This is a genomic window from Shewanella sp. 10N.286.51.B2, from assembly GCF_041469265.1.
Lineage (GTDB): Bacteria > Pseudomonadota > Gammaproteobacteria > Enterobacterales > Shewanellaceae > Shewanella.
On record NZ_JBFRKH010000040.1, the window covers coordinates 1 to 14,898 of the forward strand.

At 40.3% G+C, this 14,898-nt stretch carries 9 protein-coding genes and 1 tRNA gene; 9 read left to right on the forward strand and 1 reads right to left on the reverse strand.

All coding sequences use genetic code 11. The features are described from left to right. Positions 1-254: 254 nt before the first annotated feature. The 7 genes from AB4140_RS10915 to AB4140_RS10945 all read left to right on the forward strand — a co-directional run bounded on the left by AB4140_RS10915 (position 255) and on the right by AB4140_RS10945 (position 10,718). Entirely contained in the window at positions 255-902 is a 648-nt protein-coding gene (locus tag AB4140_RS10915) for a 2OG-Fe(II) oxygenase (protein ID WP_372000968.1), read from the forward strand. A gap of 108 nt (positions 903-1,010) precedes the next feature. Beyond that, on the forward strand, positions 1,011-1,292 hold the full coding sequence (locus tag AB4140_RS10920) for a hypothetical protein (protein WP_102437062.1): 282 nt from the start codon (positions 1,011-1,013) through the stop codon (positions 1,290-1,292). A 327-nt stretch (positions 1,293-1,619) separates the two neighbouring features. Beyond that, positions 1,620-1,710 (forward strand) — tRNA-Ser (locus AB4140_RS10925). A 362-nt stretch (positions 1,711-2,072) separates the two neighbouring features. Continuing rightward, entirely contained in the window at positions 2,073-2,699 is a 627-nt protein-coding gene (locus AB4140_RS10930) for a pseudouridine synthase (RefSeq protein ID WP_372000923.1), read from the forward strand. Between the two features lie 1,115 nt (positions 2,700-3,814). Next, positions 3,815-4,867: a hypothetical protein gene (locus AB4140_RS10935; RefSeq protein ID WP_102531596.1), complete on the forward strand. Its 1,053-nt coding sequence runs from the start codon at positions 3,815-3,817 to the stop codon at positions 4,865-4,867. A 34-nt stretch (positions 4,868-4,901) separates the two neighbouring features. Continuing rightward, the gene (locus tag AB4140_RS10940) at positions 4,902-8,039 is read left to right on the forward strand and encodes an ExeM/NucH family extracellular endonuclease (RefSeq protein WP_303410110.1); all 3,138 of its coding nucleotides are present in this window, start codon (positions 4,902-4,904) and stop codon (positions 8,037-8,039) included. Positions 8,040-8,102: 63 nt separating this feature from the next. Beyond that, entirely contained in the window at positions 8,103-10,718 is a 2,616-nt protein-coding gene (locus tag AB4140_RS10945) for an endonuclease (protein ID WP_372000925.1), read from the forward strand. A 528-nt stretch (positions 10,719-11,246) separates the two neighbouring features. Here AB4140_RS10945 and AB4140_RS10950 read toward each other — a convergent pair. Further along, complete coding sequence (locus AB4140_RS10950; RefSeq protein WP_076543138.1) at positions 11,247-11,738, reverse strand: MarR family winged helix-turn-helix transcriptional regulator; 492 nt, start codon at positions 11,736-11,738, stop codon at positions 11,247-11,249. A 463-nt stretch (positions 11,739-12,201) separates the two neighbouring features. On the opposite strand from AB4140_RS10950, the gene putP reads away from it, so the two are divergent. Together putP and proB are read left to right on the forward strand one after the other, a co-directional pair. Beyond that, positions 12,202-13,698, forward strand: a complete 1,497-nt coding sequence (gene putP / locus AB4140_RS10955) for a sodium/proline symporter PutP (protein ID WP_303502010.1) — start codon at positions 12,202-12,204, stop codon at positions 13,696-13,698. Positions 13,699-13,707: 9 nt separating this feature from the next. Beyond that, positions 13,708-14,808, forward strand: coding sequence for a glutamate 5-kinase (gene proB / locus AB4140_RS10960; RefSeq protein WP_102437067.1), 1,101 nt, complete (start codon positions 13,708-13,710; stop codon positions 14,806-14,808). Positions 14,809-14,898 lie beyond the last annotated feature (90 nt).

Sequence of the window (14,898 nt, forward strand, 5' to 3'; positions counted from 1 at the left end):
CAGAATCTGTTACACCCTCACTGACTACAACAAAGCACTTCTAACTTTAATCATCATAGTCACTGTGCCGTCACTAACGCGAGTCTGCCTGCGTTTAAACTCGTTCTTATAATTACAGTCTCATTTCCATAACAGCTTCACTAGTCATAGCTACATCTAGCTCACTTCCTTTAAGTGGGTGTTATCCATCCTTTATTCAATGTATTTATTATTAAAAGGTAGACAATGTGGTCGCCATAAAGAAATGCCCATCAATGACTGGCGATAGCCCAATTGATGAAACCTTGTTTGCGCTTATTGCGCAGGATATCGAAGCAAAAGGCTACAGTATTCGGCCAACGGCCTTGCCAGATGCATTAGCGAACAATTTGTTTAATCATCAGCAAGGGATAGAAGCAGACAAGTTTGAAGAAGCAGGTATAGGAAGGGGTGGCGAGTATTTAAAAAATGAGTTTGTTAGAACTGATGCCATTAGCTGGATAACCAATGGATCTGAAGCAGGCAGAGATTGGCTCACTTGGACCGCCAACTTGCAAAGCTTTTTAAATAGACGATTATTTCTAGGTTTGTTTTCATTTGAAAGTCACTTTGCTCATTATGGCCCAGGTGATTACTATAAAAGACACTATGATGCTTTTAAGGGCGAAGCGAATCGAGTGCTTTCAATCGTGGTATATTTTAATCGAGCGTGGTCAGCGTCAGATGGCGGCGAGTTAGTGTTATATCAAGATAACGTCGATAAAGAAGGCATTAAAGTAATGCCGTTACTGGGCACGATAGTGACATTTTTAAGTGAAGAGTTTCCCCATGAAGTATTGGCAGCCAAGCGGGATCGATATTCTATCGCTGGTTGGTTTAGGGTTAATACTTCTATCGCTGCTAAAGTCGATCCGCCGAGGTAAGTTATCCGTCTAGATGCGCTTAACCAACAGCTGGGCGATAAGCTGTTTATTTTACTAGCTCTGATAATGAAGCATCATTTTTTATTGAATTTTGACAGGAGAGAGCCGTTGAAATTAGCAGCTGCAATAAAACATTTTTGGTCCTTTGGTATTATCAGCGGACTAATAGTCTCGGTATTGGTAACACTCTTTATTGTCATATGGGAATGGCTCGAAAATCCTGGCGGCATATTTCACGGCGCTGAAGGTACAAATTGGCAATTTGTTTATGACACTGGCATCAGTTGGTTTATGCCTACTTTTATCTATGTCGCTATCATTGCCGCAGTGAGCCACCTCATATATTCAGCGATAAAATGGCTCAGTGATTCAGCTGATAACTCAAAATGAGAGTATTTAATGGGCAAGAGAATAGAATCAGTAACGTAGGTTTTGTGTAGCCAAAGTGATAGCCGCTATGATCGTACTAGCTGACAACAATATAAATGGGCTTTTTATTAAGTGTATCTGCAACAAAAAACTGCCTCAGCAACTAAAGTTTAATGGGTTAAGGTAATGACTTGCATAAGTGTACTTTCATGTCGTGTTAGTGACGTTGATTTATTGCTCAAACAATTTAATTAATGAACACTTTGGTTTTTTTATCAACACTTAAACGTTTTTATGTCATTTAGGGATTTACAGCGACCGCAGCTTGTCATATTATTCGCGGCGTTCGGAGAGATGGCAGAGTGGTCGAATGCACCGGTCTTGAAAACCGGCATGGGTTTGTAGCCCATCTAGGGTTCAAATCCCTATCTCTCCGCCATATTCAAGACGAAAGGCTCATCAGGAATGATGAGCCTTTTTTCGTTTAAATCACTAAAAATATTGAAGATTAATACTATTAATTCAAAATTGCTTTATTGCCTAGTATTTAAATTGCCTGTTTTATAGTCACTTATTTGCCTTGAGAAGATTGACTCAGTCAATGTCACTGCTTTTCATATGAGCAAGCCCCCAGTAATGTTTGCTCAATATGTTTATCCTCGTTTCTTCTAGCATTTTATGCGCTGATAAGAATATTTACTTTTAATTATGTGTATTGGGGGCGTTTTAGATTATGTGCATCATGCTAAGACTCACCGTATAATGCCAACCTATACAGTTTTTACGATTAAAAGCCATTTTATGCCAACTACTAACCAAACGGGTTTGCTAGCGCCTGCTGATAAGAGCGAAATTCATCAGTATTTTAAAATATTTAAACCGTATGGTTTTTTAAGCCAGTTTGTACCTGAAACCCGTAAGAAGAAACATCTACTGGGTGAGCTATTTAATTTCCCCGATAAAACCATGGCCATTGGTCGGTTAGATCATGACTCAGAAGGACTGTTATTACTCACCACTGATGGCATGATGAGTCATAAGATCAGAAGTAAAGGTATAGCGAAAGAATACTATGTACAGCTGGATGGTGATATTACTCCTGAGGCGATGTCATTACTGCAAAATGGGGTTGAAATTGGCATTAATGGTAGTAAATATTTAACTTTGCCTTGTAAGGCGTTCAAATTAGATGAAGAACCTTCGCTTCCCTCTCGGGGTCGTAAAATTCGCGACCCAAGACATGGGCCAACAAGTTGGGTTTCTATTACGCTTTGTGAAGGTAAGAATCGTCAGATCAGAAAAATGACTGCAGCCGTAGGCTTTGCCACCTTAAGGCTAGTTAGAGTGAGAATTGGCGATATACATATTGATAATATGGCTGCTGGTGATGTTATTTCGCTAACTAGTTTTGATGCTGCTTTCTGTTGATAGCATACTGGTGTTTAGAGCTCTATTGCAGCTGCCGTGGGGCTTTATATTGGGTTATCTATTACGTTTGTCAATCTCAACATCAAACTTTAGTTACAGGTAAATCACTAAAAAAATAAAAAGCCAATGGCTTGGTCAACACACTTAAGTAATCCACTAAATTAGCTGTTGTATGATTGAATCAGTAATGGATTGGGGGAACCGTCGATTCATTTGATGATATTCATAATCCAACAATCCAACAATCCAACAATCCAACAATCTCACAATCTCACAATCTCACAATCCAACAATCTAACAGTCCAATTATCTTAATTCCAATGAAAAATTCTCAATATTTTTCGTGTTTTTTATCAATGTTAATAATATAAACATTGATGATGCTGTGCATTAATTAACCTTTATTGGTTTTGCTTTTATGAATGGATAATTATAAACGATCAGCTTTTCTATCAATGTAAAAGTTATAAGTTGTATAAGTTTTGCACAAAAAATTGTTTGTTTTATAAATATACATTAATTGATGCCTACTTTATTTTTTTTGTTTCAGTATATGGTTAGATCTTGTTTGTTTTATGAGTATTAAGGTTTTATTTTTGTTTTATTAAATATATCGGTTTAAGTAAAAGGTTTGACTGGTTAATAATTACCTCGGGATGCGATAATTATTAAATAAATGTTAACTCAAGTGGTAAGGGTGTTTTTGTGATATTAATCGTAAGTTTTTCTTGCTATGAGAGTGTGGCTTACTTAATATCGTGGTGTTGATACAAAAGGCTTTTTTATAAAAAATAGTCGAAGTAAATGTTGCTAATTTTTAAGTGTAAATACATTTAGTAATCATTTTTCATTTTAATAATGGTTGTTTTGTGTAGGGTTGCGGTTTTATTGAGCAGCCTCAATTGCTCATGTTGATAAATTGTGATCTAATTGGCTGAATATTTCTAGCTTCGTTCATTTCAAAGACTTTTGAATGTTAATTCGTTGTTATATGTTTTATGTATAACCGCGTTGTATATTCTTCCTGCCGATAAATCAACCTCACATAAATAATTATTAAGCCCGAATTCAACCTATTGCGAAGGGGTTGAAATTTACTAATGGAAATAAATGCGATGTTTAGAAGAACAACCGTTGCAATCGCCTTAGCCTCTTTATTCTGTGTGAATGCTGCAAGTGCAGTCACACTACAAGAAGGAGACAATGGAGATTATATTCGCCTATTTGGTGAAGTGGGTGTTGGGGGTCATTTTGGTACCAATTCAGATTATAACCATGATGAGTTTTACGATACTAAAGGCTATGTCGATGATAGTTTTGCCACGTTAGGTGTAGCAGGACAGAATAAAAACTTTATCTACCGATTAGAACTGGATTACCAACGTAGAAATTGGCTTGGTGGTGATGGCGAGTTTGAACTTGCCATCGACAAAATGTTTGTCGGTTATATATTTGACGATAATCACTGGATTGAGCTGGGTTTAACAGATACTGCGTTTGATGAGTATGATCATTTTGGTGATTTTACCTTCAATAAATCGGTAGAAACCGGTGAAGCAGGCGATCAAGAAAATACCGTTAAATATGAAGCTAAGTTTGAAAACTTGGTGTACGGCGTTTCTTATTCCTATGAAGGCAAGCACAAGAATGGTGCTTTACAAGGTGATATTGTCAACGGTTATGTTGGCTGGATGTCAGACTTTGTTTCCGTTGTCGTGGGTGTCGAAGGTCGTGGTGGCTCAGAAGGGATCTCTAAGTATGGTGAGCAAATGCTTGTCGGCTTAGGTATTCGCGCTCAAATCACCTCAGATTTTGCATTAGGTTTCAATACCTTTTTAGAAGATGAAGATCTAGCAACTCGCAAGAGTGGTGATACGTATCTTGGATACGAAACTTTCCGCAATTATGGCATGACGTTAAGTGGTAAATACGATCTTAATGAGTCTTGGGAAATTATTGCTTCAGCAAATCATGAGCAATATGAAGGTTGGGATGTAGAAGGCCCTAACTACGACTATTCCGAGCTGCCAGCTGAATTTGGTAAAGACCGCCAATGGGCAAGCTTAGGTTTCAACTACCGTCCAGCAAGAGACATCGTTGTGTCAGTAGAAGCCCGAGTTGGCGAAGCGCCAGAAGCTGCATATGCCTATGTGCGCATGTATTTCTAATTTCATTCCAAGATAAACAATTATCGAGTTTACTATGAAGAAAAGTTTTCTCTCACTGGCCATCGCCAGTATTATCAGTGTCGGCGCTAATGCTGCAGTCAACGACCTACTGATCACCGAAATGGTGCAAAAAGATTATGGGGCTGAATTGGGCTCTGTGGAAATCACCAATACCCACGCTACCGATGAATTTACCTTTACCGATGACACCGCCGTGTATATGTGGGCTAACGGTAAGTATGAAAATGTCATGCTCAATGCCAGTGGTCAGCCATTACTATCAGGCCTTACCATTGCACCTGGTAAATCTTTAGTGGTATTAAACAAAGATGCTAGCGACGAGTATAAGCAAATCATTACTGATAACGGAGGTGATTACGTAATTGGTGAAGGTGACCCAAATACCAGTTACACCGATTTTTACCTAAGTGGTAATGATGGTTTCTACATTAAAAATGGCGATGTGATTATTGACCGTGTTGGCGCTGCAGATAATACCAGCGTTTGGGCTCCAGACACTACGCTGCGCCGTCGTATGGATAGTGAAGGTAATGCACCTGTTCCTTCTGCAACCTTTAATGCTTCGCAGTGGGAAGTAATTAGTCCACTTGATATTTCAACTGTGGGTACGCCAAATCTAGCTGAAGCTTATGAGCCATTTGTTTGTGCTGATTTAACCACAATTGGTGACATCCAAGGTACGGGCGGACCATCTCCATTAAAAGGTGAAAGTGTTGCCGTTGAAGGTGTGGTAACAGCCGTTGTTGGTTTACCGAAAAAAGGTTTTTACTTACGTGATGTAGTGGCTGATGGCAACCCATTAACCTCAGATGGTATCTTTGTTGAAAGTGGCAGTGCAGATAGTCAGCTAGTTGGCCGCACGATTTGTTTAGGCAGTGAAGTCGCTGAAAGCTATGGACAAACTCAGTTAGCGACCGATGATTGGGAAGTGACCAATAGCGAGTTCACGCCGACTGTGGCTACTGATATTGAAATGCTAGAATCAGATGGTGGTTCATTTGAAACCACACTCAATCGTTATGAAGGCATGTTAGTCAATCTGCCTGCAGATATAAATCCGCTTGAAGATGGCAATCAAGATATGCGTGTATCACGTAGTTTCAGCTTTAACTACGACAGCTACCGTAACAACATGACTTTGGCTTACAAGCGACCTAATTTACAGCCAAATCAGCTTAATGTACCTGGTTCACCAGAATCTTATGCAGCAGCTGCGCAAAATGATGATTATCGTTTAGTTATCGAAAGTTCGACTTCTGCTGCTAACGGTGACATCCCTTATTATCCTAACTTTGGTATCGCACCAGAGGATAATTACATCCGTATCGATGACAGTGTCGTGGGTATGGAAGGGGTGATTAGTTATAGCTTTGGTGATTATGCTTTAACTGTGACTAACGAGCTAAATAACAATAACTTTGTTCATAACCTTCCTAGAACTGACAGCCCTGATATCGATGAAACAGTAACAAATGACGAGTTTGCTATCCGCATAGCTAGCCAGAATTTATTTAACTATTTCAACTCACCATTTGGTGGTGCTCAAAACCAATTCGGCCAAAGCCGCGGTGCTGATACTTTTACTGAATTTTCTCAACAAAAAACTAAATTAGTAGAAGCCATCCGTGCGCTAGATGCTGATGTAGTCGGTTTGATGGAAATGGAAAATAATGGTTTTGGCCTTAATGGTGCTGTTGCTGATTTAGTTAATGAAGTTAACGTTTACTACAACGACGAATACGCAGATAACTATGACAAGCCATACTCAACCGAAAACCGCTATGTATTCGTTGGCTTTGACCATAACGGTAATGGTGTACTTGATGAACTAGATGCCCTTGGTTCAGATGCGATAGCGACAGGTATTATTTACCGTCCGAGTAAATTAAGCATCGAGCGTACCCGTGTTGTTACGATGCCACAGCAAAAAGCGCCGACCATTGTTAATGACAATAACGAGGTGATTAAAGACAATAATGATGAGATTTTAGAAAGCGGTCAAAACTATCATCGTGACGCACTTGTGGTTACTTTCCTTGTTAACCAGACAGGCAAGCGCTTAACTCTAGCGGTTAATCACTTTAAGTCTAAAGGTTCAACTTGTTGGGAAGATTGGCAAGGAGTTGAGTTTGGTGATGCTACTAAGTGGACCCAAGATGCTCCAGATCTTGATTTTCAAGGCTCATGCTCAGAGTTCCGTATTTCAGGTGCAGTACAATTAGCTGAAGAACTTAAAGACGTTGAGGGTGACAAAATCATCTTAGGCGACCTTAACGCCTACGGCCAAGAAGACCCAATGTTGGTTCTGACTGAAAACCCTCGCAACAAAACCCTAATGACCGCAAGCCATACTTTTGTAGGTAGCAAACCACAGTTCAATACAGATGGTTCGCCAGTACAAATTACTAATAGTTACGGGTACATTAATATTATTTCGAAAATATTCGAAGAGAAGGGTAAAACCCCATGGAGTTACTCTTATAACGATGAGGTGGGTTCACTTGATCACATTCTTATTTCACCTTCGCTAGAAGAGCGTGTAATCGATGCTGCTGACTGGCATATCAACGCTGCTGAATCAAGCCTTTATGATTACAACAATGAGTATAAGGGTGACTACAGCAATGAATTTAATAAGTTCTATGCTGAAGACCATTTCCGCTCTTCAGATCACGATCCAGCATTAGTGACCTTAAGTTACTTGCCTGGAGAGGCTGATTCAGGCCGTTCAATGTATCTGACCAAACTCAATAAGTTAATGAAGGTGCCATATCAGATCCCAGAGATTGCAGGCGCTTTGACTGGCGATGTCGCCACCATCAAACTGACGCCTAAAGATGATAAAGAGCAACTGGATTTGAGCCAACTCGTTGAGCCCAACGTGGTGTTAACTCAGGATGGTCAAGCCCTAGTTAACTTTGAAGTCTTCGGTGCGCCATCTGCGCGCTACAGCGCTAAAGTTGCTCTTGAACGCGACGGTGCAGTGGTTGCGGGTTCTTCACTTTCTTTCGATATTGAAGTGCAAAATCGAGACTCGTTAGTCGCTGAAATAAAAGAAGAAAGACATGATGGTAGTGGCGGTAGTACTGGTTTACTTAGCTTGTTAAGCCTTCTGGGTTTATCAGCTCTTCGTCGCCGTAATCACAAATAGGTTCAACCCCAGGTGAGGTGTTCACTTCGGTGACACCTCACCACCTAATAAAAAGATAACACTATGAATAATAAAATCACTTCAGTGGCTAAAGCAATTACCCTGCTATTAGCCACTGCTTCAACGACTGCGTATGCAGATTTGGTTATTACCGAATATGTTGAAGGTAGTAGTAATAATAAAGCGATTGAAATCTCAAACCTTGGCGATAGTAATATTGACCTAGATGCCGCTCAATATGTATTAACCCTGTACTCTAACGGTGCAACTGAACCGGGTAATACAGCTGTTTTGACGGGTAATTTAGCTGCGGGTAGCAGCATTGTTTATCACAATGCAGGTGCTGACGAACAGTTTAAGGTTGGTATTGAATCTACAGTCACTTACTTTAATGGCGATGATGCGTTAGTACTGACCAAAGATGGTGCGACTATCGATCGTGTTGGTAAATTGGGTGAGCGACCTGATGGCGCTTGGACAGATCCAAACGATCCAGACTTTTCGACTAAAGATAAAACCTTAAGACGCAAGGCCAGTATTACCACTGGTGATACTGATGCCTCAGCAGACTTCCCTGGTGCAAATAATCAATGGGTTGTGTTTGAAAAAGACACTGCCGATGGACTAGGTTGTCCTGGTGAAGGCGCTTGTGTTGCTGAGTCTGGTGTACTTATTATTACTGAATATATTGAAGGCAGTAGTAATAACAAAGCAATTGAGCTTTCTAATGTCGGTGGCAGTGCAATTGACTTAGATGCCGCTCAGTACAAACTGACACTATATGCTAACGGCGCTACAGAACCGGGTAATAGTGAAACGCTATCAGGTATGTTGGCTGCAGGTGAGAGCATTGTGTTTTATAACAGTGGCGCAGCAGATGAGTTTAAAGTTGGTACTGAATCAACAGTTACTTACTTTAATGGTGATGACGCATTAATGTTGACCAAGGACGATGTGGTCATTGACCGTATTGGTAAACTTGGTGAAAGGCCTGATGGTGCATGGACAGATCCAAATGATCCAGACTTCTCAACTAAAGATAAAACGTTAAGACGTAAAGCTAGCATCACTGCAGGTGACAGCGATGCTTACGGTGACTTCCCTGGGACAAATAATCAGTGGATTACCTTTGATATAGACACTGCTGATGGTCTAGGTTGTATGGGCGAAGTTGCCTGTGGTGATACACCAGTAGATCCAGAACCCGATCCAACACCTTGTAATAATTGTGTCGAGCTAACACCTGTCGCAGATCCTGATGCTTTTGAGCCTAACGTTTATTATACCGACGTACTTAGCGGTAGCTTTGACGATGCTGAAGCAATGAAAGATGCGATTTCAATTACCATTGCTAATGGTCATCAGCAATTGAGCTATAAAGAAGTGTGGACAGCGCTGACTTACTCAGATGAAGATCCGGCAAACAGGAGCAACGTTATTGAGCTTTATACTGGTAACTCAATATCAAAGCAAAATAATAGCCAAGGAGCCAACGCTGCAGACGAATGGAACCGTGAACACGTTTGGGCTAAAAGTCATGGTTTCCCAAGTGAGTCTCAACTTGGTTACACCGATGCACATCACTTACGTCCAACGAATGTGAAGGTTAACTCTACTCGCAGTAATTACGATTTTGCTGAATGTGGTGATACTGCTACAGAAATCGCAGATGCACCGGGTAATTTTGTTGATTCTAGCGGTCGCTGTTTTGAGCCAAGAGATGAAGTTAAAGGTGATGTGGCGCGGATGATCATGTATATGGATACTCGTTATCAAGGTAACGATTCTAATATGCCAGATTTGATTGCTGTTGACCGCATGACAACGAGTGATGAAGTTTCTAATAATGAACCGCTTCATGGCAAGTTATGTACGCTTTATGCATGGCATCATCAAGATCCTGTCGACGATGCCGATGTTCAGCGTAATGATGCAATTTATACCTATCAAGGCAACCGTAACCCGTATATTGATTACCCAGAGTGGGTACAAGCGGTTTATGGTGAGCAATGTGATGATCCACTTCAGCCAGAGCTAGATGTTGATGTGATCATAACTGCGCCTGAATCTGTTAACGAAGGTGAAGCGTTTATCATAGATGCTTCTGAAACCGTTGTTAAAGACGACGTTGAGCTTAGTTTTAACTGGGAGCAAACTGCAGGTCCAGAGCTAGAGTTTGACGCTTCAAGTTCAATTCTTGCGCTAACAGCACCAGAAGTAACTAGCGATACACCACTACAATTTACCCTAACGGTAAGCGATGGCACGCTTGAAACTACACAAGCAGTCAGTGTGACAGTGGTCAATGTGCCATTAGCCTTTGATATCAGTTTTAGTGGCAACACAGAGCTAAATGAAGGTGACAGCACAGTGATCACAGCAGCCATAGCCAATGAACCTGAAGGATTACAATATAGCTGGACACAAATTTCAGGTATGAGTGCGGATTACACTGCTGATGGTTTAGTGCTGAATGTGACTGCACCTGACGTTGATGTTGATCAAACATTAGTGTTTACACTTTTCGTGAGTGATGGCGAAGAGCAATACAGCACCAATGTCAGTATTGATGTGAAAAACCAACAAGAGAGTGGTTGGAGCAAGCCTGATGGTGCAGGTAGTTTAGGCGCTGGCTTGCTAATGTTATTACCGCTGTTATGGCGTCGACGTCAATCTTAAGCTTTTGAAGGTTTATTTTTGAGTTAAAATTTGAGAAATATATAGCTTAGAAATAAACGGTAAAGATTAAATTAGCCCAATTACAAGGGCTTAATAAAAGTCCACTAGTACAAAGCCTGCTTTGTGCTGGTGGACTTTTTTATTTTCAATTGATTTTTTTTGTCTCATTCATTTTTTTGATAAAGGTCAGTACATTCTTATCCATAGGTAAAGAACCAGGTGGGCATGCGCCACCTGGAATTAGGCCTGAATATTGGCCTTAAAATTCTATATGGGAAGGGGGTTAACGAAAGTAACGGAAAGCAGTCACTTCAATCAGGTTGAGCTTTTAAGAGTTATGACTGCCTGTCATCATGCTGAGTGAACTTTAAGATTAGTGGCAGGCAATCTTCGTTATAGCGTTGCAGTGATTATCTGAACTCAGAACTTTGACTGTGGAGGCTGATTTACGTAAATAGAGGGATATTATAAGTTCCATTTTACCCCTCTACTTTATCAATTGGCTATATTCTTAAACCATTGTGATGGTTATTCTGCAGGTAATTCAGTGCTTTTATAAATGGGATCGACCTCAAGTACTGGCGCTGCATCGAGTTCGTTGGCATCCATCATAGAGCCAATACGTTGCATTGATGATAAAAGCTGAGACTGTTCCCATTCTTCTAATGCGCAGAAATTTTGAATAAAATGCTCCTGCAATGGCTTTGGTGCTTCAAGTAAACAAGCCTTGCCCTCATCAGATAAATATAAACTAACCCGTCTTTTATCTTGCTCACTTCGGACTCTTTGAATTAAATTTCTGCTTTCTAAGCGGTCTAAAATGTTAGTCACAGTTGCAGCGCTCAAGTTGATATTTTTAGCCACTTGACTCGCTGTAACACCATTAATACCGGCGATTTCTTGCATGATCATTAATTGAGGCCCGGTTATACCAGACTTTTTATTCAACTGTTTTGAGTGCAAATCAATTGCTCGAATCACTTTACGTATCGATATTAATAGTTCTTCGTATTTTTCCATTGCTTCTTCTAGTTATTAGCCATGAGTGTAGGATAACACTAACCTTATTTTTTATCAGTCCATATTGTCTATTAGCAATAAGTCTTAGCTGCTTTCGAGTCGAATACTAACCATTTTCGCTTTTAAACAATAACCACTTTTCAAAAATGGGATTAACTCAAATGATTTATTTTCATGTCGTAAGAATTAGCGGTCATTAAGCTACTGTAAAATATCAGCTTGGAATTTGCTCGGTTGATCTTAGTGTAATAAGTCTATAACATAATAGTTAGAGTACTAATTATTAGAGGTAGAATTAAATGCAAGGCGAAACCAGTTCATGTGACAGTCCCAGTTATCTGCAACAATTAACAACACGTTCATTTGAAATAGCGAAACATACAGTGGGATTAATATGTTTATGGTTAATTCTTAGTACTTATATTTTTTATCCGCTAACTAAAATAAATAAGGCTGGTAAATAATGGAATATACCTATATTTCATTAGGGGTTTATTTTGTACTCATGTTAGCTATCGGTATCTACGCCGCAAAAACATCCACAGCTAATCTTTCTGAATATATGCTTGGCGGCCGCCAAGTTAGCCCTCAAGTGACCGCATTATCTGCTGGTGCATCTGATATGAGTGGTTGGATGCTAATGGGATTACCCGGTGCCATTTTTGTTTCAGGGTTTGATACTATTTGGGTTGCACTAGGCTTAGTGATTGGCGCGTGGGCTAACTATAAACTTGTGGCGCCTAAGCTGCGTTTGTACACCGAAAAAACCAATGACTCGTTAACCTTGCCAGATTTTTTTGGTAAACGATTTGATAAAGAAAATGGTGTTATTCGCCTCATTTCAGCTGTAGTCATCATCATATTTTTCACCTTATACACCTCAGCAGGTCTTGTTGGCGGTGGTAAGTTATTTGAAACCGCGTTTGCAATGAACTATCAAACTGGCGTTGTTATTACCATGCTAGTGGTGGTGGCTTATACCTTGATGGGCGGCTTTTTAGCCGTAAGCATGACAGACTTTGTCCAAGGTGTGATTATGTTTATTGCCCTTATTTTAGTGCCTGTTGTGGCGTTCACGCATTTTGATAGTCCATCAAGTATGATGAATTATTCACTTGAGATGATTCCTTCTTTTAGTGAAAGCTTATCTGGTTTAACTCTGGTATCGCTGCTATCTAGCTTGGCATGGGGACTGGGCTATTTTGGTCAACCGCATATTATTGTTCGATTTATGGCGATAGACTCTGTTAAAAATATCAAAACAGCTCGCCGGATTGGTATGAGCTGGATGACAGTGACCATTATTGGCGCTTTAGCAACGGGTTTAACCGGGGTGGCTTATACGCGTAAATTTGAAGTCACGCTTGCCGATCCTGAAACTATCTTTATTTTCTTTTCTGAAGTGTTATTTCATCCTTTAATTGGCGGTTTTTTATTAGCGGCAATTCTAGCGGCGGTAATGAGTACCATTTCTTCACAATTGCTAGTGTCTTCAAGTTCACTGACAGAAGATATCTATCGTGCTTACAGCAAAAAAGCAGTATCTGATAAAACAGCGGTGAATATTGGCCGACTTTGCGTATTTGGTGTAGCTGTTGTGGCATCTTTTATCGCAATGAACCCATCGAGTAGTATTTTATCTATTGTCAGTAATGCTTGGGCAGGCTTTGGCGCGGCATTTGGTCCGCTGATTTTATTTAGTTTGTTATGGCAAAAGGTGACTTATGAAGGGGCCTTAGCCGGCATAATTACTGGTACTGTGACGGTATTATTTTGGATTTTTGCACCTGTATTAGCTAATGGTGAAACCTTAAGCAGTTTAGTGTATGAAATGCTGCCGGGCTTTTTCATCAGTGCAGTATCGATTTGGTTAGTGAGTTTAATAACCAAAGCGCCATCTGCTGAGATCCAAAAAACATTTAAAGATGTTAATCATCAATTAATTCAACAATTATCATAAGGTCTACTCATGTCTATTAAATCCAATCAACGATTGGTGATAAAGGTGGGTAGTGCGTTAATTGCCCCTGAAAACAACGGTTGTAGTTCGCATCACCTGCTGAGTATTGCGCAATTTATACTTCGTTGTCGTAAGCAGGGAAAGCAAGTTATTTTGGTTTCTTCGGGTTCAGTTGCTGCTGGTCGTCAATGGATTGATATTAAATCACCGTCAATTGCCCTAAAAAAGGCCATGGCAGCAGCCGGACAAACCAATATGATGGCAGTTTGGGATAAGTTATTTGACTTTCCCACTGCGCAAATTCTTCTGACCCATGCTGATTTATGTAATAAAGAACGCTATGCCAGTATTAAAGAAACCATAGAATCCTTATTGGAGCATGGGGTATTACCTATCGTAAATGAAAACGATACGGTGACCTCTGAAGAGTTAAAAGTTGGCGATAACGATAATCTCGCCGCTATGGTTGCGGCATCAACAGGGGCAGATGGCTTAATCCTTTGTACTGACGTTGATGGATTGTTTGATAAAAACCCCCAGCAACATGCTGATGCTAAATTGATTAAAACCATTGATGTTATTGACGAGTCTATTTATCAAATGGCAGGCGGTGCAACCAGCTCAATGGGCACTGGCGGCATGCAAACCAAAATAGAGGCGGCTGAAAAAGCGGTTGCTCATGGCATTGATACTTATGTAGTTAATGGCTTTAATCATCAAACTTTTAGCGCCTTGCTGCAAGATGAAAACCCAGGCTCGCATTTTGTGTCTTGTAAAACCCCGATGTCACCAGAGCAGCATTGGATGACTCATACTGTCCGCGAGCGAGGTGAGGTGGTGATTGAAGATCAACATGCAGCGATTAGTCAGCATGATGATGTGATCACCAGTGCTAGTATTCTTTCGGTAAAAGGCGAGTTTGCAGTGGGTGATACTATTTTAATCCGCACTGATGATGGCTCACAAGTGGCAAAGGCCACATCTAATTACAGCAGTTGTTTGCTTAACTATCTCACTCAACAAGCTAACACGAGTGAAAATGTAGCTAGCCAACCACAAAACAACTCAATCATTTCACCGATAAATCTCGCCGTTTTGCAGAGAACATGAGTTTAATCTTAATATTATCAGCCAATGTATATCACGCCGCTAGGGCACTATTGTAATTGATGCAGTTGATGCAACTAAGTAACTGACTTA